26 protein-coding genes are annotated in these 25,425 nt (G+C 66.5%); 17 read left to right on the top strand and 9 right to left on the bottom strand.

All coding sequences use genetic code 11. From position 1 onward, the window contains the following. Positions 1-247 precede the first annotated feature (247 nt). The 8 genes from HAV22_RS18810 (at position 248) to HAV22_RS18775 (ending at position 10,971) form a co-directional block, all read left to right on the top strand. Positions 248-2,521: a TonB-dependent receptor gene (locus tag HAV22_RS18810; protein WP_229421309.1), complete on the top strand. Its 2,274-nt coding sequence runs from the start codon at positions 248-250 to the stop codon at positions 2,519-2,521. Between the two features lie 59 nt (positions 2,522-2,580). Further along, entirely contained in the window at positions 2,581-4,383 is a 1,803-nt protein-coding gene (locus HAV22_RS18805; protein ID WP_229421308.1) for an alpha-amylase family glycosyl hydrolase, read from the top strand. Positions 4,384-4,401: 18 nt separating this feature from the next. Then, on the top strand, positions 4,402-5,361 hold the full coding sequence (locus HAV22_RS18800) for a PfkB family carbohydrate kinase (protein ID WP_166861171.1): 960 nt from the start codon (positions 4,402-4,404) through the stop codon (positions 5,359-5,361). After that, the gene (locus tag HAV22_RS18795) at positions 5,343-6,716 is read left to right on the top strand and encodes an MFS transporter (protein ID WP_166861170.1); all 1,374 of its coding nucleotides are present in this window, start codon (positions 5,343-5,345) and stop codon (positions 6,714-6,716) included. The genes HAV22_RS18800 and HAV22_RS18795 overlap by 19 nt, the downstream gene beginning before the upstream one ends. Beyond that, positions 6,667-7,614 carry a PfkB family carbohydrate kinase gene (locus HAV22_RS18790; RefSeq protein WP_166861169.1) on the top strand — a complete coding sequence of 316 codons (948 nt, stop codon included), beginning with the start codon at positions 6,667-6,669 and terminating at the stop codon, positions 7,612-7,614. The genes HAV22_RS18795 and HAV22_RS18790 overlap by 50 nt, the downstream gene beginning before the upstream one ends. Before the next feature lie 163 nt (positions 7,615-7,777). Continuing rightward, complete coding sequence (locus HAV22_RS18785; RefSeq protein WP_208296266.1) at positions 7,778-9,370, top strand: methyl-accepting chemotaxis protein; 1,593 nt, start codon at positions 7,778-7,780, stop codon at positions 9,368-9,370. Between the two features lie 57 nt (positions 9,371-9,427). Further along, positions 9,428-9,835 (top strand): hypothetical protein, encoded by a 408-nt coding sequence (locus tag HAV22_RS18780; protein WP_166861167.1) that lies wholly within the window; start codon positions 9,428-9,430, stop codon positions 9,833-9,835. A 41-nt stretch (positions 9,836-9,876) separates the two neighbouring features. After that, positions 9,877-10,971 (top strand): hypothetical protein, encoded by a 1,095-nt coding sequence (locus HAV22_RS18775; RefSeq protein WP_166861166.1) that lies wholly within the window; start codon positions 9,877-9,879, stop codon positions 10,969-10,971. Between the two features lie 43 nt (positions 10,972-11,014). Here HAV22_RS18775 and bfr read toward each other — a convergent pair whose 3' ends face one another. The 3 genes from bfr to HAV22_RS18760 form a co-directional block, all read right to left on the bottom strand. Beyond that, positions 11,015-11,485 carry a bacterioferritin gene (gene bfr / locus HAV22_RS18770; protein WP_166861165.1) on the bottom strand — a complete coding sequence of 157 codons (471 nt, stop codon included), beginning with the start codon at positions 11,483-11,485 and terminating at the stop codon, positions 11,015-11,017. A 67-nt stretch (positions 11,486-11,552) separates the two neighbouring features. Beyond that, positions 11,553-12,233 (bottom strand): PepSY-associated TM helix domain-containing protein, encoded by a 681-nt coding sequence (locus HAV22_RS18765; RefSeq protein WP_371869683.1) that lies wholly within the window; start codon positions 12,231-12,233, stop codon positions 11,553-11,555. Positions 12,234-12,416: 183 nt separating this feature from the next. Then, a complete protein-coding gene (locus HAV22_RS18760; protein WP_166861162.1) occupies positions 12,417-12,635 on the bottom strand; it encodes a (2Fe-2S)-binding protein in 219 nt (72 codons plus the stop codon). 235 nt (positions 12,636-12,870) lie between these two features. Here HAV22_RS18760 and HAV22_RS18755 point away from each other — a divergent pair, with 235 nt between their 5' ends. The 3 genes from HAV22_RS18755 to HAV22_RS18745 are packed head-to-tail and all read left to right on the top strand — an operon-like array spanning position 12,871 to position 15,300. Beyond that, positions 12,871-13,140 (top strand): FeoA family protein, encoded by a 270-nt coding sequence (locus HAV22_RS18755; RefSeq protein ID WP_052170598.1) that lies wholly within the window; start codon positions 12,871-12,873, stop codon positions 13,138-13,140. A gap of 10 nt (positions 13,141-13,150) precedes the next feature. Further along, positions 13,151-15,043: a ferrous iron transporter B gene (gene feoB / locus HAV22_RS18750; protein WP_166861161.1), complete on the top strand. Its 1,893-nt coding sequence runs from the start codon at positions 13,151-13,153 to the stop codon at positions 15,041-15,043. Positions 15,044-15,045: 2 nt separating this feature from the next. Further along, positions 15,046-15,300, top strand: coding sequence for a DUF6587 family protein (locus tag HAV22_RS18745; RefSeq protein WP_166861159.1), 255 nt, complete (start codon positions 15,046-15,048; stop codon positions 15,298-15,300). 69 nt (positions 15,301-15,369) lie between these two features. On the opposite strand, the gene HAV22_RS18740 is transcribed toward HAV22_RS18745, so the two are convergent. From HAV22_RS18740 to HAV22_RS31540, 3 genes are all read right to left on the bottom strand, one after another. After that, positions 15,370-15,834: a DUF72 domain-containing protein gene (locus HAV22_RS18740; protein WP_371869682.1), complete on the bottom strand. Its 465-nt coding sequence runs from the start codon at positions 15,832-15,834 to the stop codon at positions 15,370-15,372. 108 nt (positions 15,835-15,942) lie between these two features. Continuing rightward, positions 15,943-17,877: a CocE/NonD family hydrolase gene (locus HAV22_RS18735; protein WP_166861158.1), complete on the bottom strand. Its 1,935-nt coding sequence runs from the start codon at positions 17,875-17,877 to the stop codon at positions 15,943-15,945. Between the two features lie 312 nt (positions 17,878-18,189). Next, positions 18,190-20,106, bottom strand: a complete 1,917-nt coding sequence (locus HAV22_RS31540; protein ID WP_308789227.1) for a methyl-accepting chemotaxis protein — start codon at positions 20,104-20,106, stop codon at positions 18,190-18,192. Positions 20,107-20,162: 56 nt separating this feature from the next. On the opposite strand from HAV22_RS31540, the gene HAV22_RS18725 reads away from it, so the two are divergent. The 6 genes from HAV22_RS18725 to HAV22_RS18700 all read left to right on the top strand — a co-directional run bounded on the left by HAV22_RS18725 (position 20,163) and on the right by HAV22_RS18700 (position 23,046). After that, the gene (locus HAV22_RS18725; RefSeq protein WP_166861157.1) at positions 20,163-20,357 is read left to right on the top strand and encodes a hypothetical protein; all 195 of its coding nucleotides are present in this window, start codon (positions 20,163-20,165) and stop codon (positions 20,355-20,357) included. Positions 20,358-20,388: 31 nt separating this feature from the next. Next, a complete protein-coding gene (locus HAV22_RS18720; protein ID WP_166861155.1) occupies positions 20,389-21,057 on the top strand; it encodes a glutathione S-transferase in 669 nt (222 codons plus the stop codon). Between the two features lie 7 nt (positions 21,058-21,064). Continuing rightward, a complete protein-coding gene (locus HAV22_RS18715; RefSeq protein ID WP_166861153.1) occupies positions 21,065-21,841 on the top strand; it encodes a 5'-3' exonuclease in 777 nt (258 codons plus the stop codon). Between the two features lie 16 nt (positions 21,842-21,857). Beyond that, positions 21,858-22,241, top strand: a complete 384-nt coding sequence (locus HAV22_RS18710) for a response regulator (RefSeq protein WP_166861297.1) — start codon at positions 21,858-21,860, stop codon at positions 22,239-22,241. A gap of 149 nt (positions 22,242-22,390) precedes the next feature. Further along, positions 22,391-22,627 (top strand): hypothetical protein, encoded by a 237-nt coding sequence (locus HAV22_RS18705; protein ID WP_166861151.1) that lies wholly within the window; start codon positions 22,391-22,393, stop codon positions 22,625-22,627. Next, the gene (locus HAV22_RS18700; RefSeq protein WP_166861149.1) at positions 22,594-23,046 is read left to right on the top strand and encodes a hypothetical protein; all 453 of its coding nucleotides are present in this window, start codon (positions 22,594-22,596) and stop codon (positions 23,044-23,046) included. The genes HAV22_RS18705 and HAV22_RS18700 overlap by 34 nt, the downstream gene beginning before the upstream one ends. A 3-nt stretch (positions 23,047-23,049) precedes the next feature. Here the strand turns inward: HAV22_RS18700 and HAV22_RS18695 are convergent, their stop codons facing one another. The 3 genes from HAV22_RS18695 to HAV22_RS18685 all read right to left on the bottom strand — a co-directional run bounded on the left by HAV22_RS18695 (position 23,050) and on the right by HAV22_RS18685 (position 25,298). After that, positions 23,050-23,529 (bottom strand): chemotaxis protein CheW, encoded by a 480-nt coding sequence (locus tag HAV22_RS18695; RefSeq protein ID WP_166861147.1) that lies wholly within the window; start codon positions 23,527-23,529, stop codon positions 23,050-23,052. Positions 23,530-23,686: 157 nt separating this feature from the next. Next, positions 23,687-24,790 (bottom strand): tRNA 2-thiouridine(34) synthase MnmA, encoded by a 1,104-nt coding sequence (gene mnmA, locus HAV22_RS18690; protein ID WP_166861145.1) that lies wholly within the window; start codon positions 24,788-24,790, stop codon positions 23,687-23,689. A gap of 4 nt (positions 24,791-24,794) precedes the next feature. Next, on the bottom strand, positions 24,795-25,298 hold the full coding sequence (locus HAV22_RS18685; RefSeq protein WP_166861144.1) for an NUDIX hydrolase: 504 nt from the start codon (positions 25,296-25,298) through the stop codon (positions 24,795-24,797). Positions 25,299-25,425: the final 127 nt, after the last annotated feature.

Here is a 25,425-nt window from a genome sequence, read left to right as displayed (position 1 = left end):
CAAACGTTTGCAACAACAGTGTGGGGTGGGCGCCCCGTGCCCACGCGGACGCACGTGGCCCGGCGGCATTGGCGCACAGGTGCGGGGCGACGACCCAACGCCGACGTATTGCGGCGTTTTTGCAACGTTATTGCAATCGTTTGCAATTTTCGAAAAATCGAGAAATAATGGCCACGTGCCTGAGAAGGTGCCAACAAATCGAGCGCCGCACGGCGGCCAACATAACGGAGGAGACATGGAAGTTCGCATGAAACACACGGCGCGTGCCGTGGCGCTGGCTTTGCTGCACCTGGGCGCGGCATCCGCGCAGGAAGCGGCCGCGCCGGCCGACACGCAATCGACCGACGGCCTGAAGATGGAGCGCGTCGTCGTCACCGGTACGCCGATCGGTTCCAGCAAGATGAAGTCGAGCGTCTCGGTCAGCACCCTGGAAGCGGACGCGATCCAGAACCTGGCGCCGACGAGCGCCGCCGAAGTGCTGCGCGCGATCCCCGGCGTGCGCTCGGAATCGTCCGGCGGCGAAGGTAACGCCAACATCACCGTGCGCGGCGTCCCGATCTCCGCGGGTGGCGCGCGCTACGTGCAGATCCAGGAAGACGGCCTGCCGGTGCTGCAGTTCGGCGACTTCAACTTCATCACCCCGGACAGCTACGTCAAGATCGACGGCTCCCTCGACCACGTGGAAGTCGTGCGCGGCGGCTCGGCATCGACGCTCGCCACCAACTCGCCCGGCGGCATCATCAACTTCATGTCGAAGGACGGTTCCCAGCCGGGCGGCAGCATCGGCCTGTCGCGCGGCCTCGATTACGACAGCACGCGCGTCGACTTCGACTACGGCAACCACGTATCGGACCATGACCGCTTCTTCGTGGGCGGCTTCTACCGCCGCGGCGAAGGCATCCGCAACGCGGCCGGCAAGGACGAGCGCGGCGGCCAGCTGCGCGCGAACTTCACGCACGACTTCGACGGCGGCTACGTCCGCGTCTCGCTGAAACACCTGGACGACCAGAGCCCGACGGCGCTGCCGGTGCCCGTCCTCGTCAACAACGGCCACATCTCGGAAATCGCCGGCATCGACCCGCGCTACGCATCGTTTTATTCGCCGTACTGGGTCAAGGACGTCTCGCTCACGAAGGGCAACGGCCACGTGTCGAGCGACGTCAACGACGGCCTGTCCGTGAAGAGCAATGCGATCGGCCTGGAAGGCTCGTACGACCTGGGTAATGGCTGGACCGTGACGGACAAGTTCCGCAAGGCGTCCAACAGCGGCCGCTTCATCGGCGTCTTCCCGGCCGACAGTGGCACGGTGGGCAGCTATACATTCGCGACCGGTCCGTCCGCCGGTCAGGCGTACAACGGCCGCGCGCTCAACGCCGTCGTCTTCAACACGTCGATCGACGACGCGGGCAACACGCTGAACGACGCCCGCGTGACGAAGACGTTCAAGCTCGATGGCGCGAAGCTGAACCTGACGGCCGGCTGGTACTCGTCGCTGCAGAAGCTGGGCCTGACGTGGAACTTCAACCAGTACCTGCTGCAGGGGACCGGTGACGACCCCGCGCTGCTGAAGACGGCGAACAGCACGCCCGGTTTCGTCGGTCCCGCGTTCGGCGCCTGCTGCTCGCGCGCCGTCGACGTCGAATACCGCACCAACTCGCCGTACGCGAACATCGGCTGGGAGCAGGGCCCCGTCAACCTGGACGCCAGCGTGCGCCGCGACCGCCAGCATGCCGGCGGCAGCGCCAACATCGCCACGAACGCCGCGACCTACGACCCCGCCACCGTGCAGCACGTCGACTACGACATCGGCCACACGTCGTATTCCGTCGGCGGCAACTGGCGCGTGACGCCGGCGCTGGCACTGTTTGCCCGCACCAGCGAAGGCGTGGCGTTCAACGCCGACCGCATCCTGTTCGGCACCCCGCTGGACGGCAGCGCGCCGATCAGCATCAACACCGTCAAGCAGCTGGAAGGTGGCGTGAAATGGCGCAGCGGCGGCCTGTCCACGTTCCTCACGCTGTTCCGCGCCCGCACCAAGGAGTCCAACTACGAGGCGACGACGCAGTTGTCGACCGCGAACAGCTACGACGCGAAAGGCGCCGAACTGGAAGCCGCGTATCGACTCGGCGACTTCCACGTGACGGGCGGCCTCACGCTGACGAACGCGAAGATCACGGCGACGGCGCCGGGCGGCGAAGCCACCATCGGCCACACGCCGCGCCGCCAGGCGCATGCCGTGTACCAGCTGGCGCCGAGCTACGACCTGGGCCCGGCCAGCTTCGGCCTGACCGTGGTCGGCACGGGCAAGAGCTGGGGCGACGATGCCAACACGCTCGTCCTGCCGGGCTACACCGTCGTGCACGCGTTCCTGAACTACCAGGTGACGCCGAAGGTGCAGCTGTCGCTGAACGCCAACAACCTGTTCAACCGCATCGGCTACACGGAAATCGAAGGCGACGGCCACGCCGCCCGCTCGATCACCGGCCGCGCCGTGAAGGCCAGCGTCAAGTACGCGTTCTGACGCGTTCCCTCCCGGGCCGGCGCACCGCCGCCGGCCCATCATCCAGATTCTTGAGATTCATGACGACGATGTCACTTCCCCTGCGCCGCCTGCTCGACGCGTTGCCCGCCGGCCGCCAGGCCGACGCGCGCCGGCGCGCCGCGCGCCACGAGGCCGTGCTGGCCGACCGCCTGCAGCGCCTGTATGGCCACCTGCCGGGCCACGCCGCCTGGCTGGAGAGCCTGATGACCGACGTGGGCTGCCTGATGGCTGCGCGGCCCGCCGCGCTGCAAGCCGTCGATGCCGCCCGCGAGGACGACCCGACATGGTTCTGCGCGCCGACGATGCTGGGCTACAGCGCCTACGTCGACCGGTTCGGCGGCAACCTGCGCGGCGTGAAGGAGCGCATCCCGCACCTGCGCGACCTCGGCGTCACGTACCTGCACCTGCTGCCGTTCCTGCGCCCGCGCGCGGGCGAGAACGACGGCGGCTTCGCCGTCGCCAGCTTCGACGACGTCGACCCGCGCCTGGGCACGGTCGCCGACCTGGAAGACCTGACGGCGTCGCTGCGCGAAGCGGGCATCAGCCTGTGCTCCGACCTGATCCTGAACCACGTGGCGGACGACCACCCGTGGGCGCAAGGCGCCGCTGCAGGCAACCCCCACCTGCGCGACTTCTTCCACGTGCTGGGCCGCGAGCAGGCGGACGCGTACGAAGCCACGCTGGGCCAGGTGTTCCCGCAGGCCGCGCCCGGCAACTTCACGCACGTCGATGCGATGGGGGGCTGGGTGTGGACGACGTTCTATCCATTCCAGTGGGACCTGAATTACGCGAACCCCGCGGTATTCGCGGCCGTCGCGGCCGCGCTGCTGCGCCTCGCGAACCGCGGCATCGACGTGTTCCGCCTCGATTCCACGGCGTTCCTGTGGAAGCGCCTCGGCACCGATTGCATGAACCAGCCGGAAGCGCATTGGCTGCTGCAGGCGCTGCGTGCCATCGTCGACATCGCCGCGCCGGGCGTGCTGCTGAAGGCCGAGGCGATCGTCCCCACGCGCGAACTGCCCGCGTATTTCGGCGCCGCCGACGCACCCGAATGCCACCTCGCTTACCACAGCACCTTGATGACGGCCGGCTGGGCGGCGCTCGCGGAAGAAGACGCGAGCCTCGTGCGTGAAGTGGCCGCCGCGACGCCCGCGCTGCCGGCCGGGGCCAGCTGGCTGACCTATGTGCGCTGCCACGACGACATCGGCTGGAAGCATTTGCTGGCCGAGGCGGGCGATATCTCCCGCCTGGCCGCCGTCGCGCATTTCTACAACGACGGCGCCAGCTACGCGGCCGGCACCGGCTTCCAGGGTGGCCTCGCCACCAACGGCACGGCGGCCGCGCTGTGCGGGTTCTCCTCCGACCCGTCGGACGCCGCGTTGCGCCGGCTGCTGCTCGTGCACGGCCTCGCGCTGTGCTTCGGCGGCCTGCCCGTGCTGTACACGGGCGACGAGCTGGCGATGGCCAACGACGGCAGTTACCGCGACGACCCCGCGCGCGCGCACGACAGCCGCTGGATCCAGCGCGCGCCGTTCGACATCGTCCGTTACGCGGAGCGCAACGATGCGACGACGCCCGCGGGCCGCGCCTACGCGGGCCTGCGCCGCCTGATCTGCCTGCGCCGCGAACTGCCCGAGCTGGCGGCCGGCGTGCCGTGCACGGTGCTGCCGTCCGACGATCCGGCGCTGTTGGCGCTGGCCCGCGGCGACGGCTTCCGGGCGCTGCTCAATTTTTCCGGCCGTTCGTTCGCGATCGACCTGGGCGCCTACGGCGGCACCGGTACGCTGGCGCTGGCCCCTTGGGATCAGGTTTGGCTGCATCGCGGCCGGCCGTTGGCATGATCCATGATGAGGAACGACATGACACAGAGTGGACAACAGACCGTCGCCGTGTTCGGCGAAGCGCTGGTCGACGACTTCGGCGACCGCCAGGTGATCGGCGGCGCGCCGTTCAACGTGGCGCGCCACCTGGCCGCGTTCGGGCAGGATGCCCTGATGCTGACGCGCGTGGGCCTCGACGGGAACGGCGCCCGCATGCGCGCCGAGTTCGAACGCTTCGGCCTCACGATGGCCGGGCTGCAGGTCGACGCGACATTGCCCACGGGCGCCGTGCGCGTCGACCGTCTCCCCGATGGCGGCCACCGCTTCACGATCCTGCCGCAACAGGCTTATGATGCGATCGACGGCAATGCCGCCGTCGCGGCGCTCGACGCTGCGCGGCCGGCGACGCTGTATTTCGGCACGCTGGCCCAGCGCGAGCCGCAGTCGCGCGACGCGCTGATGCGGCTGCTGGCGGCAACGGACGCCTGCCGCTACCTCGACCTGAACGTGCGTGCAGGGCAGGTGACGGAGCGGTGCGTGTACGCGTCGCTGCACGCGGCCGACATCGTGAAGGTCAACGAAGAGGAGTTGCAGGACTTGTTCGGCTGGTACACCCATATGCGCCTCCCGACCGACGACATGGCGGACGCCGACGTGCGCCACGCGTGCGCGACCTTGCTGCGCGTGTTCAACCTCGCGGGGCTGATCGTGACGCTGGGCCCGCGCGGCGCCGTGTACTTCGGCGCCGACGGCGCACGCCACGCCACGCCGGCCCCCGTCGCGCCCGTGCAGCTGGCCGACACGGTGGGCGCGGGCGACGCGTTTTCCGCCGTGTTCCTGCTCGGCCGCGCGCGCGGCTGGCCGCTGGACGTCCTGCTCACCCGCGCCAACGAATTCGCCGGGGCCGTGTGCGGCATCGTCGGCGCCGTCCCGGACGATCATGCGTTCTACCGTCCATTCATCGAACGCTGGGAGACACCATGTCCAAGCCACGCATGACGTTCTGGCAGATCGTCAACATGAACATCGGATTCTTCGGCATCCAGTTCAGCTTCGGTCTGCAGCAGAGCAGCATGAGCCCCATCTATAAATACCTCGGCGCGGACGAGGCGAGCCTGCCGTACCTGTGGCTTGCCGGGCCGATGACGGGCCTGCTCGTGCAGCCGCTGATCGGCGCGCTGAGCGACCGCACGACGAGCCGCTGGGGACGGCGCACGCCTTACTTCCTCATCGGCGCCGTCCTGTGCAGCATCGGCCTGCTGGCGATGCCGTACAGTCCCACCTTGTGGATGGCCGCGAGCCTGTTGTGGATCCTCGACGCCGCCAACAACGTGACGATGGAGCCGTACCGCGCGTTCGTCAGCGACAAGCTGCCCGCGAGCCAGCACACGCTCGGCTTCCTCACGCAGAGCGCGTTCACGGGCCTGGGCCAGACGCTGGCGTACCTGACGCCGTCGCTGCTCGTCTGGATCGGCATGGACAAGGACGCCGTCAACGGCAGCCACATTCCGCAGGTCGTCGTGGCCGCGTTCCTGATCGGCGCCGTGTGCTCGCTCGTCTCCGTGCTGTGGTCCGTGAAGACGACCCCCGAAGACCCGCTGCCGGCCGAGAAACTCGCCGCCATGCGCGCTGCGCCGGGCGGCTGGCGCCACACGCTGGCGGAGATAGTCGCGGCCGTGCGCGACATGCCGCCGACGATGAAGCAGCTGGCGCTGGTCAAGCTGTTCCAGTGGTACGCGATGTTCTGCTACTGGCAATTCATCACGCTGTCGCTGGCACGCACGCTGTTCGGCACGAGCGACGCGGCGTCGCCCGGCTTTCGCGACGCGGGCCTGCTGAACGGCCAGATCGGCGCGTTCTACAACTTCGTCGCCTTCCTCGCCGCGTTCGCCCTCGTGCCGTTCGCGCGCCGCATCGGGCCGCACGTCGTGCACGCCGTGTGCCTGCTGCTGGCCGGCGCCGGCATGCTGGCGATCCCGCACATCCACACCCCCGTGCTGCTGCTCGTGCCGATGGTCGGTATCGGCCTTGCGTGGGCCAGCATCATGGGCAATCCGTACGTGATCCTCGCTTCCAGCCTGCCGCCGGAACGCACAGGGGTCTATATGGGGATCTTCAACATGTTCATCGTGATCCCGATGATCATCCAGATCTTCACGCTGCCGCTGATCTACCGCGGCTGGCTGGGCGGGAACCCGGAAAACGTCATCCGGCTGGCCGGTGTGCTGCTGATCTGCGCCGCCGGCGCGATGCGACTGGTGCGCTACAATGCCCCGGGTGCGATCGAACGGACGGAGACGGCGTATGGTGAAATGGAACGGGATGGCGGTGGTGTTCGGCGAGGTGCTCGTTGAGGAAGGCACCGGCGCCCCGGTCGTGGGCGGTGCACCGTTCAACGTGGCGCGCCACCTGGCCGCCTTCATGGCGCCACCCCTGCTGATCACGCGCATCGGCGACGACCGCAACGGCGCGGCCGTGCGCGCGGAGCTGGAGCGCTTCGTCATCCCGGACGCCGGCCTGCAGGTCGACCCGATGGAAGAAACGGGCCGTGCAGTCGCCGAGCGCCACGGCGGAGCCCCGCGCCTGGCGCTGCTGCCGCGCCAGGCCTACGATTTCATCGACCCGCAAGCGGCCGCCGCGGCCGTCGCCGACGGCGGCCGTCACGACACCGTGTATTTCGGCACGCTGGCCCAGCGCGAGGAGCGCTCGCGGCTGGCGCTGACGGCCGTGCTGGACGCGACGTCCGCACTGCGCTTCCTCGACCTCAACCTGCGGCCGGGCCAGGCCACGGAAGCCATCGTCACGAAGTCGCTGACGATGGCCGACGTCGTCAAGGTCAACGAAGAGGAATTGCAGGCCCTGTTCCAGTGGTATTTCCAGATCGGCCCCGACGACCCGGCGCTGTCGACGGAAGAAGTGCACGCGGCCTGCCGCGCGCTGATGGACCGGTTCTCGCTGCAGGCGCTGATCGTCACGCTGGGCCATCGCGGGTCCGTGTACTTCGGCGCGGACGGCAGCTACGTCGCCACGCGCGACAATCCGGTGCCGCCGTTCGTGATCGACACGGCGGGCGCCGGCGACGCGTTCTCCGCCGTCTTCATGCTGGGCCGCGCGCGCGGCTGGCCGCTGGACCTCACCCTGGAGCGCGCCAACGAATTCGCCGGCGCGATCTGTGCCGTCAGCGGCGCCGTGCCCGGCGATATGGGCTTCTACGACAAGTGGGTCGCGCGCTGGCGCGAGAACGCGGCCTGACCTCGGCGGCGATGGCGGCCACGCCGCCGTGTCGTTCGGCACGACCTTCCGTCACGCGTAAAAAGCGAGAAACAAGAGCATATAAGTAACTTGCTGCTTGGCACTTTTATATGTACTATTGGAAATAGTATTATGGAAATAATGCCATCAGTATAGGATCCACATGAAGTTGCTCAACCGCGTGCCCGTTTTGTGGAAAGTCCTGTTCGCCCCGGCCATCGCCATCGTGTGCATGGTTGCCTATCTCGGCTTCACGGCCTTCGTCTCCAAGCAGAACAATCGCAGCCTGACCGACGTGCGGGACGTGCAATATCCCGTGCTGGACGCGATGACGGAGAACACGGGTTCGCTCGACAAGATCATCGATATCCTGAACAGTGCCGCCACGGCCGGCGAACCGGAGCAACTGCCGAACGCCGACGCGCTGGCCGCCAAGGTCCGCGACAACTATGCCCGCCTGCGCCGCATCGACGGCGCGCACGCCCGGGACCTGCAGCGCCTGACCGGTGAATTCGACGTCTACTACAAGGAAGCGCGCGACGTCGCGGACGCGATGGCGCAGCATGCGGGACTCCCCGCCAAGGACAAGATGCAGGCCATGGCGGCCAACCTGGCCACCTACCGCAAGGACGCCGCCGCGTTCCGCACCGCGTCGCGCGAGCATTTCATCGCCACCATCGACGCCGCGACCGGTGCGGCCAACCGGGCAGTGCTGGGTGGCGCGGCCATCGGCACGCTGGGCGTGGCGCTGACCATCGGCGTCGCGCTGCTGGTGGCGCGCATCCTCGTGGGGCAGTTGCAGCAAGCCGTGCGCGTGGCCGAGACGGTGGCCGCGGGCGACTTGACGAGCACCATCGAAGTCACGTCCAGCGACGAGACGGGCAAGCTGTTGCTGGCCCTGCAGCACATGAACGCGAGCCTCGTTCGCATCGTCAGCCAGGCGCGCCTCGCCACGGACACGATCGCCGCCACGTCCGAACGCATCGCGGACGGCAACGGCGACCTGTCCGCGCGCACGGAGCAGCAAGCCGCCGCGCTCGTGCAAACGACGTCGTCGATCGGCGGCCTGACGGGCACGGCCAAGCAGAACGCCGTGAGCGCGGCCCAGGCCAACGCCCTGGTCGGTTCCGCGGCCGATGCCGCGAAGCGCGGCGGCGAGGTGGTGGGGCAGGTGATCGACACGATGGGCGCGATCCATGCGTCCTCGCGCCAGATCGCGGACATCGTCAGCGTCATCGAGGGCATCGCGTTCCAGACCAACCTGCTCGCGCTGAACGCGGCCGTGGAAGCGGCGCGCGCGGGCGAGCAAGGGCGCGGTTTCGCCGTCGTCGCGGGCGAGGTGCGCAGCCTGGCGCAGCGCTCGGCCACGGCGGCCAAGGAAATCACGGCGCTGATCGGGCGCTCCGTCGAGCAGGTCGAACTGGGCACGAAGCTCGCCGACCAGACGGGCAGCACGATGGGCGAGATCGTCGCCGGCGTGCAGCGCGTGACGTCGATCATGGCCGCCATCGCGGCGGCCAGCACCGAGCAGACGGATGGCATCGAGCACGTCAACGCCGCCGTCGCCCAGATGGAGCAGGACACGCAGCACAACGCCCGCCTGGTCGAGGAGACCGCGGGCTCCGCCGCCGAGCTGCGCGCACAGGCCGCGAGCCTGGCCCAGGTCGTGAGCGTGTTCACGCTCGCGCGTACGGATGCCCCGCCGGCACGGGCGCCGAACGCACGCTTGCCCGCGCCGCAGTTGCGCCGCGCCTGAGCGCACTCCGCTTTACCCCTTTCGTCAACGTCACTGTCCAACATGAAGAAACCAATCATGGCAGGACCGGCAGCCCTCGCGGGCGCGGTCCTGGCCACACTGCTGGCCGCGCCCGCGGCGCGTGCCGAAATCGGCATCATCGTCTCGTCCCACGCGGCCAATCCGCCGCCGCTGGCGCAGGTCTGCCAGGCGTACCTCGGCAAGGTCAAGGCGCCGACCTCGATCAACTTCAACGAAAAGAGCCCGCTGCGCGACGAGTTCTATGCCAAGGCCTGCAAGAAGACGCCGGCCCAGGTGCTGGCCACGTGGAGCAAATTGATCCTGACCGGTACGGGCACGCCGCCGGCCGAAGTCGACAGCGCCGCCGCCATGAAGAAGGCCGTGGCGGCCGATCCGAACGCCGTCGGCTACATCGACAAGAAGGACATTGATCCATCCGTGACGATCATCGCCACGGTCAACTGACCACCGCCTTGCACCACCGTCTACCGAATCCAAGCATACGCATGAAAACTTTATTGATCGCCGCCCTGCTGGCCAGCGCGGGCGCGTCCCATGCCGATGACCTGAGCGTCACCGGTTTCGCCACCCTTACCGCCGGCAAGGCCTACAGCGGCTACGACGGCCAGTTCCTGGACGCCCAGTGCCCCTGCTTCATCGGCAATTACGAGCACGGTGCCGTGTACGACAAGAACGAATGGAGCGCCACACGCGAATCGCTGGCCGGCCTGCAGCTCAAATACAAGCTCACCGACAAGCTCTCCGCCACGGCGCAGGCTGTTTGGCGCGCGTCGCGGCCAGGCAAGCTGGACGTCGACTGGGCCTATCTCTCCTACGACGTCGCCCCCGACACCACCGTGCAGGTCGGCCGGCGCCGCCTGCCGATTTACGCCTATTCCGACAGCGTCTACATCGGCTATTCGCTGCCCTGGGTGCGCGTCCCGCAGGACATCTACGGCTGGGAAGTGGGGGCCTATAACGGCGTCAACGTGCGCCATACGCGCAGCTTCGGCGACTGGGCCGTGACGGGCACGCTGTTCGCCGGCCAGGAAGTCACCAAGGACAATATCGAGCAGCGCAAGATCTATTACGGCTACAAGGTGGACGACGCCTGGAAGCACATCCTGGGCGGTTACCTGGACGTGTCGGACGACGTGTTCGGCGCGCGCCTGATCTACATGCAGAACTCGATCGACCTGACGTTCCACCCGCCGGGCGAGGACGTCTCGTCGTCCAACGGCACGCGCCAGCGCATCATCGGCCTGTCCGGTACCATCGACTACGGCAACTGGCTCGTGCGCGCGGAAGCCAACCGCTTCATGCGTCCCGCGCTCGACTACAAGTCGTCCAGCTGGACGACGACGGTGGGCTACCGCGTGGGCCAGTTCACGCCGCTGGTCGGCTATTCGTCATACAAGGAAAAACTGACGCCGACCTATACGTCGACGCAGAACGACACGACGCGCTTTGCCGCCGTGCGCTGGGACTTCAGGAAGAACATGGACCTCAAGGTGCAATGGGATGCCGTCAAGGATTCCAGCAACTACGACTTCACGCATGACGCCAAGCTGTTCAGCGTGACGCTGGACCTCGTGTTCTGACGGACGCCGCCGAGGGTAGCTGGGCGGCGCGCATTGCCGCCCCTTATTCGCCCATCTGCGACTGCAGGTAGTTCTGGATGCCGACCTTGACGATGAGGTCGAGCTGCGTCTCCAGCCACTCGATGTGTTCCTCGGTGTCCTCGAGGATGTCGAGCAGCAGGTCGCGCGACACGTAGTCGTGCGCGATTTCGGCGGCGGCGATGCCTTCCTTCACCGTGATCTGGGCCGCGCGTTCCAGCTTGAGGTCGCATTCCAGCATCTCCTGCGTCGACTCGCCGATCAGGAGCTTGTGCAGTGCTTGCAGGTTCGGCAGGCCGTCCAGCATCAGGATGCGGTCGATCAGCCGGTCGGCATGCTTCATCTCGCCGATCGATTCGTCGTATTCCTTCTTGCCCAGCTTGTCGAAGCCCCAGTGCTTGTACATGCGCGCATGCAGGAAGTACTGGTTGACGGCGGTGAGCTCGTTGGTCAGCTGCGCGTTGAGCAGCCGGATGATGTTGGGATCGCCCTTCATGGATTGCCTTTGCGTGCGGTTGTCGTCATAGCATCATAGCAAACCGCGGCCCGGCCGGCGACAGCGATCAGATCGCCGCCAGCGCGAGGCCGCCCGCCGCCAGCAGCGACACGGCGCCGATCACGATGCCCACCGTGCGGCGGCGGTTGGTGAGCGCCCACAGCACGACGCCCGACAGCGACAGCAGGATGATGGAGCCGGCCAGCGTGTCCACGAGGAGGATCCATCCCACGCTCATCCCGACACCCTTGTGCAGGTTGACGAGCGTGCCGAAGACATTGTTTTCGGCGCGCTTGACGGTGACGTAGCTGTTGCCCACCCAATACTCGGCCTGGACGTTGCCCGACGGCGACGTGAAGCTGGCGCTCCAGCGCGCCGGTTGCACGATCGACTTGTCGCCCCACGCGACCGGACGGGCGGCCTCGGACTTCACGCGACCCGGTTCCGGCTCCAGCCGCAGCGAGCGCTTGAGCCACGCGGCCAGCGCCTGCGGATTGCCGGGCGCGGGTTGCGGCAGGGGAATCTGCACCGTCGATTCCTGCGCCTGGGCGGCGGGAATCTTCAGCACGGCGCGGTGGTTGAGGAGGATGCCGGTGCCGCCGAACAGCAGCCCCAGCACGGCACCCCAGAGACCGATCCAGCCGTGGGTCTTGCGCAGCCATTTCACGATGAGCGCACGGCGCGAAGGCTGCGGGGGAGGCTGGACCGTAAAGGGCGCTTTTGGCGGACGGAACGGAATGACGGGCATAGGAGTGAAATCTGGGCGCATCGGAAGTCACATATTACCAAGACCGGAGGGGGCGTGGTCGGGTGCGCGCGCATTGTGCGGAGCAACATCCGTCGCCACCGCCGCGGCGGGAAAAGACGACCGGCGTCGCTGGCGCCGCTGGCGCGGCGACGGCCGGCAGGAGTGGAACAGGGATCGTGCGCGTCAGGCGGTCAGGCCGTCGTGCGGCGTACGGCGCAGTTCGGTAACGACCGTCCTGCTCTCCAGGTGTTCGTGCATCACTTCGCGCGCATAGCTGACGCATTTGCCGCAGCAGGTGCCGACGCCCAGTTCCTTGTACAGGTCGGCCATCGACGTCAGGCCAAGGTCGACGGCCTGGCGGATTTCGCGGTCGGAGATGTTATTGCAGACGCAGACGATCATGAAAGGTTCCGGAGTGTGAACGAACAGCCAGTTGTTTGGGCTATAATGCGAATCATTCTCATTACCCTTCGTATTCTGCGGAAGTCGGATCGCGAATGCAAGTATTTTTGTTGCGTTGTTGCGTAAAAAGCGGCCGAGTGAGCTGAAGTAGTCAAACCGCAAATAGAAATAATTCGCATTTAGGTTTATGATGTACCCAACCGTTACTGCATCGCCATTCTCCGGAAGCGACACCATGACTCTTGCACCCACCCTGACCACGCTCGACAGCCTCAAGGCCGGCCAGAGCGGCACCGTGATCCACCTCGCGCCGAACGCGGTCGGCAGCCGCGACGGCGGCATCGACGTGTCGCGCCGCCTGATGGAATTGGGCTTCGTGCCGGGCGAGCGCATCCGCATGCTCAAGCGCGGGCTGCCCGGCGGTCCGCTGGCGGTGAAGGTAGGCCAGTCGACGTTCGCCTTGCGCCGTTTCGAGGCGGCCCTCGTCTCGATCCAGCCGGAGTGATGGAACGGACATGGGAGCAGTAGATCAGCAGGTCCAGGCGGCCGCAAAAACGCCGCTCGTCGCCCTGCTGGGTAATCCGAACTGCGGCAAGACCGCGCTGTTCAACCGTCTTACCGGCGCGCGCCAGAAGGTCGCGAACTACGCCGGCGTCACCATCGAGCGCAAGGAAGGCAGTTTCACCTTGCCGGGCGGCCGTCCGCTGCGCGTGCTCGACCTGCCGGGCGCCTACAGCCTTGCCGCCCACACCCCCGACGAAGCGATCACGCGCGACGTGGTTGCCGGCCTGCGCGCCGGCGAGCAGACGCCGGATGCCGTCGTCTGCGTCGTCAACGCGACGAACCTGCGCCTGAACCTGCGCCTCGTCCTCGAGATCAAGCGCCTCGGCCTGCCGATGGTGCTGGCACTGAACATGGTCGACGTCGCGAAGAAGCGCGGCATCGAGATCGACACGGCGCGCCTGTCGAAAGAGCTGGGCATGCCCGTCATCGAGACCGTGGCCGTGCAGGCCGGCGGCGAGAAAGGCCTGCTGGCGGCGCTGGAAGCCATGCCGCTCGACCTGCGCGTCACGCCGAACCCGCTGTCCGCCATCGATGCCGTCCCCGTCGAGGAGACGCAGCGCGAAGTGCGCCGCATCATCGACGCGACGGTCAGCTACGACAACGACAAGGGCAACCTGAGCGAGCAGATCGACCAGGTCGTGCTGCACCCCGTGATCGGCCCCATCATCCTCGCGGCCACGATGTTCCTGATTTTCCAGGCCGTGTTCAGCTGGGCCAACGCCCCGATGGACCTGATCAAGAGCGGCGTCGACGCGCTGGGCCACTGGGTCGGCAACGCGCTGCCGGACGGCCCGCTGCGCGGCCTGATCGTCGACGGCGTGTTCGGCGGCGCGGGCAGCGTCCTCGTGTACCTGCCGCAGATCCTGATCCTGTTTTTCTTCATCCTCGTGCTGGAGGATTGCGGCTACCTGCCGCGCGCCGCGTTCCTGCTCGACCGCATGATGGGCGGCGTGGGCCTGTCGGGCCGCGCATTCATCCCGCTGCTGTCGTCGTTCGCCTGCGCGATCCCCGGCGTGATGGCCGCGCGCACGATCCAGAACCCGCGCGATCGCCTCGTGACGATCATGATCGCGCCGTTGATGACGTGCTCCGCGCGCCTGCCCGTGTACGCGCTCGTGATCGCCGCGTTCATCCCGCACCGCGAACTGGGCGGCGGCATCAACCTGCAAGGGCTCGTGCTGTTCCTGCTGTACGCGGCGGGCATCGTCAGCGCGATGGGCGTCGCCTACTTCTTCAAGCGCACCGTGGGCGCCAAGGGCCACCAGCCGCTGATGCTGGAACTGCCCGCCTACCACTGGCCGCATTTGCACAACCTGGCGCTGGGCCTGTGGGAACGCGCGCGCATCTTCGTCACGCGCGTGGGCACCGTGATCCTCACGCTGATGATTCTCGTGTGGTTCCTGTCCAGCTTCCCGGGCGCACCGGAAGGCGCGACGCATCCGCCGATCTACTACAGCATCGCGGGCATGCTGGGCCGGGCGCTGGCCGTCGTGTTCGAGCCGATCGGCTTCGGCTGGCAGATCTGCATCGCGCTCGTGCCGGGCATGGCCGCGCGCGAAGTCGCGGTCGGCGCGCTGGGCACCGTGTACGCGCTGTCGACGACGGGCGACGACGTGGCCAGCTCGCTCACGCCGATCATCGCCGCGTCGTGGTCGCTGCCGACGGCGCTGTCGCTGCTCGCGTGGTACGTGTTCGCGCCGCAGTGCCTGTCCACGTTGTCGGTCGTGCGCCGGGAGACGGGCAGCGTGCGCTACGCCTTCCTGATGGCCGGCTACATGTTCGCGCTCGCGTACACCGCGTCATTCCTGACCTTCCACATCGCACGGGCCGTGCTGGGGAGCTGATCATGATCCAGTACCTGATCGTCGGTTTGATCGTTGCCTTTGCCGCGCTGTATGGGGCGGCCAAGTACCTGCCGAAGGCGTGGCGCGAGCGGCTCGTCTACAAGCTGTCGCGCGGCACGGGCCGTGGCCGCATCGTGAAGTGGCTCGGGACGGATTCGAGTTGCGGCAGCGGGTGCGATACGTGCGGCACGTGCGAGACCGAACCCTTGCCGGAAAAAGACGCAAAAGGCCGCAAGATCATCAAGATCCATACGTAGGGTGGGCGGCCTCCGCCCACGCGGACGGGAGCATCACGTTGACGTACGCGTGGGCACGGGGTGCCCACCCTACGCCTTAGTTCCAACCAACTCTATCAATCGTTTTGCATCGAACGGCGCCCGCACGCGCGCGGCCCGGCGTTCCAGCGATGCGTCCTCGTATCCGCTCGCATACAGCTCATGCTCGCCGTGCAGCCGGACGTACACGAAGTCCGCCGTCACCGCGTCGATGTCCGGCCATTTGCCCGCAGTATCCGCGATCACCAGCGCCACGCCATGCTTGCGCAGCAGCGCGATGGCAAGGGCCTGGCCCGTGTCGTGCGGCAGCAGGGACAGGAAGCGTTCGACCCTGTCCGCGTCGAAGCGCAGCTGCGGCGGGAACTGCCACAGGATGGGGCCGAGCTTCTCGCGCAGCGCGAACACGCCCGACGCGAGCACGTTGGCGAGCGGCGTCTCGATGCCGCGCAATTTGAGCATGTGGGTGAGGAAGCGATTGCCCTTCACGGCGAACACGAAGCCGGGCGGATAGAACACGCCGCGCCACGGCGGGTAACGCCAGCCGGAGATGCCGATGAGGATTGCGCCCGTGCCGGCAGTCTAGGCCGGCGCGCGGGCGCAATCCGTGCGGTGCCGAACCGTGGATTACTTCGCGGCCTGCACCACCGGCAGTTCGATCGCGCTTTCCAGCCCCGGCGCGTGGTAGACGCGCTGCGTCGCCTTGCGGTAGTCGCCCGGCTTCGCGTAGAAGATGTTCGGCACGAAGGTCTGCGGGTTGCGGTCGTACAGCGGGAACCAGCTGGACTGGATCTGAACCATGATGCGGTGGCCCGGCAGGAACACGTGGTCGACGTTGGGCAGCGCGAAGCGGAAGCGCTCGGCCTTGTTCGCGGGGATCGCGGCCGGCTTGTCCAGGCCCTGGTAGTAGCGGCCGCGGAAGATGTCCATCGCGATCGGCAGCTCGTAGCCGCCCAGCTCGGGCTGCGCCGCCACTTCGTCCGGGTACACGTCGATCAGCTTGACGACCCAGTCGCTGTCCGTGCCCGACGTCGACGCGTACAGGTCGACCATCGGCTGGCCGGCCAGCTGCAGCGGCGCGGTGAGCGGGGCGCTCGTGTAGGTCAGCACGTCGGGACGGTCGGAATAGCTGCGCTGGTCCGTCACGAGCCACGGCTTCCACACGTTCGCGTCGCCCATGTGCACGGGACGCGGCACGAACGGCACCGGTTTCGCTGGGTCGGACACGTATTCGTCGAACGCGGCCGCCTTGTCGGCCTTGCCTTGCGCCTTGTCGAAGCCGAGACCGAAGCCCGGCTTCAGGTACAGCGGCGTGGCGGCCGGCACGAGCGGCCACTGGTCGAGGCGGCGCCAGTGGTTCACGCCCGTCTGGTACGACCACACGGGCGGCGTGTCGAACGCGGGGGCGCCGTCCTTCAGGTACTGGTTGAAGAACGGGAGCATGACCTCGCGGCGGAATTCGCGCGCGGTATCGCCCGTGAATTTCAGCGCGCCCAAGGTCGAACCTTCGTAATTGACACCGCTGTGGCGCCACGGGCCGACGACCAGCGAATTCATCTTGTTGGTCTTGTCCTGCGGCTCGACGGCGGCATACGTGGCGTAGGCGCCGTAGATGTCTTCCTGGTCCCAGCGGCCCACGACGGTCATCGTGGGCACGCTCAAGGGACGCTTGGCGAGGATCTTGTCCAGCGCCTGTTCCTGCCAGTAGCTGTCATACGCGGGATGCTCGAACAGCTTCTTCGTGAAGTTCAGCTGGTCGAGGCCGTACAGGTGCGCGAAGTCGGACGTCGAGCCCGCGCGCAGCCACGCTTCGTAATCGTCGTTGATGCCGGTGACGATCTGTTCGCCTTCGCCGCGCGCCGCGTTCTGGCCCGCGATGTACGACAGGTTCGGGTTGCGGAAGGCGCCGTTGTGGAACCAGTCGTCGCCGCGCCAGCCATCGACCATGGGGCTCATCGGCACGGCCGCCTTCAGCGCCGGGTGCGGTTCCACGAGGGCCATCAGCACCGTGAAGCCTTCATACGACGAGCCCACCATGCCGACCTTGCCGTTCGATTGCGGGACGTTCTTGACGAGCCAGTCGATCGTGTCGTACGCGTCGGTGCTGTGGTCGACCTTCGTGTCGTTCAGCGGGCCGCGCACGGGGCGCGTCATCACGTAGTCGCCTTCCGAGCCGTATTTGCCGCGCACGTCCTGGAATACGCGGATGTAGCCGTTCTCGATGAACGCGTCGTCGCCGTCGCCCAGCATCGAGGCCATGTGCGGGCTCTTCATGCGTTCCGCGCGGTGCGTGGCGTTGTACGGCGTGCGCGTCAGCATGATCGGCGCCTTGCCCGTCATGACGCTCTTCGGGATCACGATCACCGTGTGCAGCTTTACGCCGTCGCGCATGGGGATCATCACGTCCTGCTTCACATAGTCGGCGTTCGGGACCGTCGTGGTGAACTTGCCGGCCGGGATGTCCGGCGCCATCGGCGAGGTCTGCGCATGCGCCGCGGTGGCGAAGCAGGCGGCGAGCACGAGGGAAAGGGCGGACAGTGAGGGCAGGCGGTGACGCGACATTGGATGGTTCTCCACGGGGACGGTTGAATAAGCAACTTGGGTAAAGTTGCAACAAAACATAGTACCCAACCGTTGGAAACTCTGCAAACGCGTCACCGAAATTCGGGGTCAGAGCGTAAATTCGGGGTCAGACCACTATCTGAAGTACGGTCTCTTGAGCAAGCCGGTAGGTCAGGCGTTGCCGGCTTCGCCGCGCGCTGGCGATCTATCGTGGTGCCGCATGTCGATCCCGCAGAAGAACTGTCCCGTTGGACACTGATTCATAATGTGCTCTGACCCCGAATTCGCACCTAGATGTGCTCTGACCCCGAATTACGCGGCCAGGCGCTTGCGGCCCGCTTTGGCGGCGAGGGACTGGGCCGACGCAGCCAGCTTGAACGTGCCGACGACGGCATCCAGCTCGCGCGCCTGTTCCTGCAGCGCGGCCGCGGCGGCGGCGGCTTGCTCGACGAGGGCCGCGTTCTGCTGCGTCGCGTCGTCCATCTGCGCGATCGTCTGGTTGACCTGGGCGATGCCCGTGCTCTGTTCCTGGCTCGACGCGGCGATGTCGCGCATCAGGACTTCCGCACGCCGCACCGACGCGACGATCGCTTCCATCGCCTGGCCCGCGCCGTCGGCCAGCGCGCTGCCCGCGTCGACCTTGGCGACGGAATCCAGGATCAGCTGGCGGATCTCCTTCGACGCCGCGGCCGAGCGCTGTGCCAAGGTGCGCACCTCGCCCGCGACGACGGCGAAGCCGCGTCCTTGTTCTCCCGCGCGTGCCGCTTCCACGGCCGCGTTGAGGGCGAGGATATTGGTCTGGAATGCGATGCCGTCGATGACGCCGATGATCTCCGAAATCTTGCGCGAGCTTTCCGTGATGGCGCCCATCGTGCGCACGACCTCGGCGACGACAGTGCCACCTTTCTCGGCCGACTGCGCCGTCTCGGACACGAGGCGGTTCGCCTCGATCGCGTGCTCGGCATTGTTGCGCACGGTCGACGTCAGTTCTTCCATCGCGGCAGCCGTCTCCTCGATGCTCGACGCCTGCGCTTCCGTGCGCGCGGACAGGTCCATGTTGCCGCGTGCGATTTCTTCGGACGCGCCCGCGATCACATGGCTGCTGTCGCGCACCTTGCCGATCGTGCCGCTGAGCGAGCCGACGAAGCGGTTGAAGGCCTGGGCCAGCTTGCCGACCTCGTCATCGCTGTCCGATTGCAGACGGCGGCTAAGGTCGCCTTCACCGTCGGCGATCTCGCCCAACATGCCGGCCGCGCCCATCACGGGCGCCGAGATGGCACCGGCGACGAACCAGATCGAGGCGAGGCCGATCGCGCCGCCGACGACGGCCGCGATGATGGCCGACACGGCGGCCGGGCGGCCGATATTGTCCAGCACCTCGGCCTCCGGCACTTCGGCGATGACGTACAGCTTCAGCTCCGGCACGTACGACGAGGCGACGAACTGGCGGCCCGCCGGCGCGTCGTAGCGGCTCGATGCGAACGCCTGCTTGCCCAGCAGTTCACGTGCGAGCTCGGGCGTGAAGCCGGGTTGCTTGTCGAGCGTATGGTGGCCGTCGAGCAGGCCGCGGTCGCGGTGGATGATGAGCACGCCGTCGCTGTTCACGAGGTAGACGTAGCCCGACTTGCCCAGGCGGTAGTTGCGGATGCTGTTCGCCAGCGCTTCGGCGGAAAGGCCCAGGCCGGTGACGGCCAGCTTGCCGCCCGGCGTCTGCACGCGCGAGTCGATGAACAGCATGTAGACGCCCGTGGTGCCATCCTTGTCCAGATTGAGCGTGTAGGGTGCACCACTGTCGAGGAATTTCTTGAACCACGCATCCTTGTCGGCCTTCTTGTCGATCGTGCGATCGAGACCCTTTTCGATGAAGTATTTCGACGTGGTGTCCGACACCCAGAACACGGTGGCCGCGTTGTTCGCCTGCTGCAGGCGCTTGGCCTGCGTCGTCCACGCGGCGAGGCCGTCGTCCGGATCGCCGGCGTCTTCCCACGCCTGCAGGAACGTGTTGTTCGCGAGCGTCTGCGAGATCGCCGCCGGTTCCGCGATCTGGCGCTGGATGTCGTTGCGGATCGCGCTGATCTGCGCCGGCAGTTCGTTGCCGACGACCCGTTCGCGCATCTGCGAACTCGTCATCGTGATCGACAGGGTGGAGGAGATGGCGATGAATACGAGCAGGCAGACGCCCATGCTGAGCATGAGCTTGGTGCGGATGGCGAGGTGACGGAACTTCATGATGGCCCACGTTGATTTAGGGAAACATAAATTGAGTTTAATCACGGAGATGTGGGATGACGTTCGTCATGCTCGATTTCGGCAAAAAATCGCGCGCCGGCGCGGCATCCCTACAACGTTCTCTTATAGTCTTGCAAATGTTCGAATATCGAATGGCAACAGGGATATATCGGGTATTCGCCAAGGCATATGGCTTTTTGGGAAACGGTGCCGTTGTCAGTTTGCTTCTGGTCGGCACGCAACAATGCTAAGCTACCGCCTTTATCACGTCCGCCAACCTCCATGATCGTCGTCCATCACCTGAACAACTCGCGCTCCCAGCGCATCCTGTGGCTGCTGGAAGAACTGGGCCTGGAATACGAGATCAAGAAGTACCAGCGCGATCCGAAGACGATGCTGGCGCCGCCCGAGCTGCGCGCCGTACACCCGCTCGGCAAGTCGCCCGTGGTCCAGGACGGCGACCTCGTCGTGGCGGAATCGGGGGCGATCATCGAGTACCTCGTGGACCGTTACGGCGCGGCGCTGGCGCCCGCGGCCGGCACGCCGGAGCGCCTGCGCTACACGTATTTCCTGCACTATGCGGAGGGCTCGGCGATGCCGCCGCTGCTGCTGAAGCTCGTGTTCGACCGTGTCGAGAGCAGTCCGGCACCGTTCTTCGTGCGCCCGATCGCGCGCGCGATCGCGAACAAGGTCAAGGACACGTTCGTGCTGCCGCAGATCCGCCAGCACCTGGCCTACCTGGAGGGAGAACTGGGCAAGCGCACGTGGTTCGCGGGCGACGCGTTTTCCGCCGCCGACATCCAGATGAGTTTTCCGCTGGAAGCGGCCGCCGCGCGGGGCGGATTGGCCGCGCAATATCCGAACCTCGTCGCCTTCCTCGACAAGATCCACGCACGGCCGGCCTACCGGCGCGCGCTCGAGCGGGGCGGACAATACGACTTCGTGAAGTAAGCAAGACATGGCGAAGCTGCTGGCCATCGACGGTTTGAACATCGTGCGACGCGTGTACGAGGCGAGTCCCGAGCCGGACTCCGACCTCAAGGCGAGCATCGCGCTACGCCACGCGTTCTCGTCGTTCCGCAACCTGCTCGAGGCGCACGCGCCCACGCACGTGCTGGCCGCGTTCGACTACGGTGGCCCCACGTGGCGGCACGCGCTGTATCCGCGCTACCGCGAAGGCCGCGCGCCGATGCCGGGTGTGCTGCGCGAGGCGCTGCCGGAATTCCACGAGCGCCTGACGAAGGCCGGCCTGCACGTGCTGATGCTGCCCGAGGTCGAGGCCGACGACGTGATCGGCACGGGCGTGCTGCGCTGGCTGGCCGAGGGACGCGGCGACGCCATCGTCGCCACGACCGACAAGGACCTGCACGCGCTGATCGCGCACGGGGCGCTCGTGTGGGATCATTTCAAGGGCGAGTGGCACGACGACGCGTGGGTGCGCAACAAGTTCGGCGTCGCGCCGGAGCGCCTGCACGATTTGCTGGCCTTGATGGGCGACCCGACGGACGGCGTGCCGGGCGTGTCGAAGGTCGGCATGAAGACGGCCGCGCGCCTGCTGAACGCGTACGGCGACCTGGATGCCGTGATGGCCGGCGCCGGCATCCTCAAGACACCGCTGGGCGAGCGCCTGCGCGCGGAACGGGAGATCCTGGACGTGTCGCGCAAGCTCGTGCAGCTGAAGACGGACGTGCGCCTGGGCGTCACGTGGAATATGTTGACCTATGAGGCCCATTGAAGTGGAAAAGAAACCGATGCTCAAGGCGATCATCGTCGACGGCAGCGCCGTGGCGCGCGGCCTGCTCAACACCGTGCTCACGGACGGCGGCTACGACGTCGCCGGCCAGGCCCACACGGCGGCGGCCGGGTTCGCGCTCGCGCTGAAGCACCAGCCGCACATCTTCTGCATCGCACGCGAGCAGTTCGAGGACGGCCAGGACGCCATCGCCGAGCTGCGCGCGCAGCTGCCGAAAACGCTGATCTTCATGGTGTCCGGCACGCTCGACGCGGCCGCGATCCAGGCGGCGCTGGCGGGCGGCGTGCACGGCTTCATCGTCAAGCCGTTCAAGGCCGATACGGTGCTGAAGACGATCCGCAATACCGTGCTGGCCATCGTCAAGAAACACCGGGGTGCTTGAAATGCGGCAGGCGGCGGAGGGAGAGGCCGGCGCTATGCCGCGACCTTGTTCGCGGCCAGATCCCATCCCCCGACCGTACTGCCTCGCACGCCGCCGGCGATACCCTGCTGCGTATACGCCTATTTGATTTTCGAGTACTTCAAACTGACGTGCTCGCTGAGCAATGTGCCCTCGTCGACACCGGCCACCTGGCCGAAGCCGCCACGAAAATTCGCTCGATGACGTCGACGCACGTGAACGGCAAAAAAGTGCTGGCGCGCGGCCTGATTTTGCGTCGATCGGCGCAGAGCGCGCCGTTCCTGGAAGCCGCAAAAGCGGCCGCAGTGGCGAAAAATAAGCGAAGGAGGCAAATATGTCCGCTGTACGTATCTCCACGCATTTGCTGACTGTGGCCACCGTGCTTGCGCTGGGCACGCATCCGGCGCAGGCGAAGCAGCCCGGGAAAGACGCCGATATTCTCGGCACATGGACGCTTACCAAGGTCCTCGATTCAGCCGACATCGCCTCGCTGACTGACGAGCAGGCCGCTGCGCTGGTCGGCAAGACCATGGTCGTGCGGCGCGACGGCGTGGTGGTCGATGTCGAACCTTGTCGCGAGCCGGAATTGACGCGCCACCGCGAAGACGCGGCGAAGTACATGCGTGAAGGCTACCATGCCCGCGTCGGCTATCTCGGACTACCCGACACGATCACGGTCATCGACCTTGATTGCACCGAAGCGTTCCTGAAAGGCAAAGGAAAGATTGTGGTGTTTTGGCGAGGCGACTTCTTTGACGCGATGAAGCAGCCACTGCCAACACGCTGACGCTTACGCCGCGTTCTTCGCCGCCGCCAGCAACCCCATCTCCTCGGAGCCGAGCAGCTTGTCGATATCGAGCAGGATCAGCATGCGCTCGCCCACGGTGCCCAGGCCCTGCAGGTAGTCGCCCGACACGGTGGCGCCCAGGTCCGGGGCCGGCTTGATCTGGTCCGGCGTGAGCGTCACGACGTCCGACACGCTGTCGACGACCATGCCGATCGTGTGATTGTTGATGTTCAGGACGATCACGACGGTGAACGCGTCGTACGTGGCCGTGCCGACGTTGAACTTGAGGCGCATGTCCACGACCGGCACGATGATCCCGCGCAGGTTGACGACGCCCTTCAGGTAGTCGGGCGCGTTGGCGATGCGCGTGACGGCATCGTAGCCCCGGATTTCCTGGACCTTCAGGATGCTGATCGCGTATTCCTCGCCGCCCAGGCGGAACGACAGCACTTCGGTCGCATTGTTGACGATGTCTTCAGTCATGGTATCCCCCGCAATAAATTTTCCATACGGAAATATACCTGAAGACTAAGACATTTTTGCGTCCGATGCGATGGATGAATGGCAACCGCGGCCAAAAATGGCGCGGCTGCGGGGAGAACGCAACAGAGGGCAGGCGCGGCCGGGCGGCCGCGCCGGATCAGACGGCGCTGGCCGTGTCGATGATGCCGCCGCCCAGGCACACGTCGCCGTCGTACAGCACGGCCGACTGGCCCGGCGTCACGGCCCATTGCGGGTCGGTGAACGCCAGCGAGAAGCGGTCCATGCCTTCCGGCGCCACCGTGCACGGCACGTCGGCCTGGCGGTAGCGGGTCTTGGCCGACAGGCTGCGGGCCTGCGGGGGCTCGCCCGCGATCCACGACGCCTGGCCGGCGCCGAGCTGCGCCGACAGCAGCCAGGGATGGTCGTGGCCCTGCACGATGTACAGCGTGTTGGTGGCGATGTCCTTGCGCGCCACGAACCATGGCTCGCTCGTGCCGTCCGCGTTCTTGTGCGATTTCAGGCCGCCGATGCCGATGCCCTTGCGCTGGCCCAGCGTGTAGAACGACAGGCCCACGTGCTCGCCGACGGTCTGGCCGTTGTCGAGCTTGATCGGGCCCGGCTTGTGCTGCAGGTAGCGGCCGAGGAATTCGCGGAACGGGCGCTCGCCGATGAAGCAGATGCCCGTCGAGTCCTTCTTCGCCGCGTTGGGCAGGTTCAGCTTTTCCGCGATCTTGCGCACTTCCGTCTTCGCGATCTCGCCCAGCGGGAACAGCGATTTCGACAACTGCGCCTGGTTCAGGCGGTGCAGGAAATAGCTCTGGTCCTTCGTCGCATCCAGCGCTTTCAAGAGTTCGAACTTGCTGCCGTTCTGGCGCACGCGCGCGTAGTGGCCGGTCGCGATCAGGTCGGCGCCCAGCTTCATCGCGTGGTCGAGGAAGGCCTTGAACTTGATCTCGGCGTTGCACAGCACGTCGGGGTTCGGCGTGCGGCCGGCCTGGTATTCGCGCAGGAATTCCGCGAACACGCGGTCCTTGTATTCGGCGGCGAAGTTCACGGCCTCGATGTCCACGCCGACGACGTCGGCCACGCTGGCCGCGTCGATCCAGTCCTGGCGCGAGGAACAGTATTCGGAATCGTCGTCGTCTTCCCAGTTCTTCATGAACAGGCCGACGACGTCATAGCCCTGTTCCTTCAACATCCAGGCCGCGACCGAGGAGTCGACGCCGCCGGACATCCCGATCACGACTTTCTTTTTGTGCATAGCTTCAGGTTACGTCCGGTTTGATGGTTAGCCCGCTGTTAAACACCGAGTGGTCCGTGTACAGCAGGTCGAGCGGGGTGCGCTTGCCCGCCAGGTAATCGTCCACGCAGCGCAGCACGATGGGGCTGCGGTGGCGTTCCTGGCACGCGGCCAGTTCGTCGCGCGTGAGCCACAAGGTGCGCAGGATGCCGTGGTCGAGCGCCTGGTCGAACTGCCTGCCCGGCTTGCCGCAGAACGTGAAGCGCAGATACGTCACGTCGTGCCCGCGCGATTTCGAGTGGTAGCGCGACAAATACATGCCCACGAGGGCTTCCGGGATGAACTCGTGCGCCGTCTCTTCCATCGCCTCGCGGATCACCGCCTGTTCGAGCGATTCATGCGGGTCGAGGTGGCCGGCAGGCTGGTTCAGGCGGATGCCGTCGCTGGTTTCTTCTTCGATCAGCAGAAACCGGCCATCGCGCTCGATGATGGCAGCGACGGTGACTGACGGTCTGAAGGTATGGGTCATGCGCGTCCTTGTAGTGAGCCGACATTCTACCTTGATGGAACGTGCGTTGCTCGGGCGCACGCTGCGGTGCAACAGTTCCTGACAAGTTTGAATATTGATTTGAAACAAAAAGCCAATGGATACGTCT

The sequence above is a fragment of the Telluria antibiotica genome (genome assembly GCF_011682055.1).
In the GTDB taxonomy this organism is placed as follows: Bacteria; Pseudomonadota; Gammaproteobacteria; order Burkholderiales; family Burkholderiaceae_D; genus Telluria; species Telluria antibiotica.
The sequence above is the reverse complement of the archived record's forward strand: the minus strand, read 5'-3'. Positions and strand labels throughout refer to the sequence as shown.

What these genes read in the sequence shown, in the direction of transcription:
- HAV22_RS18810 (WP_229421309.1), top strand. Translation starts at nt 248, where the DNA reads ATGAAACACACGGCGCGTGCCGTGGCGCTGGCTTTGCTGCACCTGGGC.
- HAV22_RS18805 (WP_229421308.1), top strand. Translation starts at nt 2,581, where the DNA reads ATGACGACGATGTCACTTCCCCTGCGCCGCCTGCTCGACGCGTTGCCC.
- HAV22_RS18800 (WP_166861171.1), top strand. Translation starts at nt 4,402, where the DNA reads ATGACACAGAGTGGACAACAGACCGTCGCCGTGTTCGGCGAAGCGCTG.
- HAV22_RS18795 (WP_166861170.1), top strand. Translation starts at nt 5,343, where the DNA reads ATGTCCAAGCCACGCATGACGTTCTGGCAGATCGTCAACATGAACATC.
- HAV22_RS18790 (WP_166861169.1), top strand. Translation starts at nt 6,667, where the DNA reads ATGGTGAAATGGAACGGGATGGCGGTGGTGTTCGGCGAGGTGCTCGTT.
- HAV22_RS18785 (WP_208296266.1), top strand. Translation starts at nt 7,778, where the DNA reads ATGAAGTTGCTCAACCGCGTGCCCGTTTTGTGGAAAGTCCTGTTCGCC.
- HAV22_RS18780 (WP_166861167.1), top strand. Translation starts at nt 9,428, where the DNA reads ATGGCAGGACCGGCAGCCCTCGCGGGCGCGGTCCTGGCCACACTGCTG.
- HAV22_RS18775 (WP_166861166.1), top strand. Translation starts at nt 9,877, where the DNA reads ATGAAAACTTTATTGATCGCCGCCCTGCTGGCCAGCGCGGGCGCGTCC.
- bfr (WP_166861165.1), bottom strand. Translation starts at nt 11,485, where the DNA reads ATGAAGGGCGATCCCAACATCATCCGGCTGCTCAACGCGCAGCTGACC.
- HAV22_RS18765 (WP_371869683.1), bottom strand. Translation starts at nt 12,233, where the DNA reads ATGCCCGTCATTCCGTTCCGTCCGCCAAAAGCGCCCTTTACGGTCCAG.
- HAV22_RS18760 (WP_166861162.1), bottom strand. Translation starts at nt 12,635, where the DNA reads ATGATCGTCTGCGTCTGCAATAACATCTCCGACCGCGAAATCCGCCAG.
- HAV22_RS18755 (WP_052170598.1), top strand. Translation starts at nt 12,871, where the DNA reads ATGACTCTTGCACCCACCCTGACCACGCTCGACAGCCTCAAGGCCGGC.
- feoB (WP_166861161.1), top strand. Translation starts at nt 13,151, where the DNA reads ATGGGAGCAGTAGATCAGCAGGTCCAGGCGGCCGCAAAAACGCCGCTC.
- HAV22_RS18745 (WP_166861159.1), top strand. Translation starts at nt 15,046, where the DNA reads ATGATCCAGTACCTGATCGTCGGTTTGATCGTTGCCTTTGCCGCGCTG.
- HAV22_RS18735 (WP_166861158.1), bottom strand. Translation starts at nt 17,877, where the DNA reads ATGTCGCGTCACCGCCTGCCCTCACTGTCCGCCCTTTCCCTCGTGCTC.
- HAV22_RS31540 (WP_308789227.1), bottom strand. Translation starts at nt 20,106, where the DNA reads ATGAAGTTCCGTCACCTCGCCATCCGCACCAAGCTCATGCTCAGCATG.
- HAV22_RS18725 (WP_166861157.1), top strand. Translation starts at nt 20,163, where the DNA reads ATGACGTTCGTCATGCTCGATTTCGGCAAAAAATCGCGCGCCGGCGCG.
- HAV22_RS18720 (WP_166861155.1), top strand. Translation starts at nt 20,389, where the DNA reads ATGATCGTCGTCCATCACCTGAACAACTCGCGCTCCCAGCGCATCCTG.
- HAV22_RS18715 (WP_166861153.1), top strand. Translation starts at nt 21,065, where the DNA reads ATGGCGAAGCTGCTGGCCATCGACGGTTTGAACATCGTGCGACGCGTG.
- HAV22_RS18710 (WP_166861297.1), top strand. Translation starts at nt 21,858, where the DNA reads ATGCTCAAGGCGATCATCGTCGACGGCAGCGCCGTGGCGCGCGGCCTG.
- HAV22_RS18700 (WP_166861149.1), top strand. Translation starts at nt 22,594, where the DNA reads ATGTCCGCTGTACGTATCTCCACGCATTTGCTGACTGTGGCCACCGTG.
- HAV22_RS18695 (WP_166861147.1), bottom strand. Translation starts at nt 23,529, where the DNA reads ATGACTGAAGACATCGTCAACAATGCGACCGAAGTGCTGTCGTTCCGC.
- mnmA (WP_166861145.1), bottom strand. Translation starts at nt 24,790, where the DNA reads ATGCACAAAAAGAAAGTCGTGATCGGGATGTCCGGCGGCGTCGACTCC.
- HAV22_RS18685 (WP_166861144.1), bottom strand. Translation starts at nt 25,298, where the DNA reads ATGACCCATACCTTCAGACCGTCAGTCACCGTCGCTGCCATCATCGAG.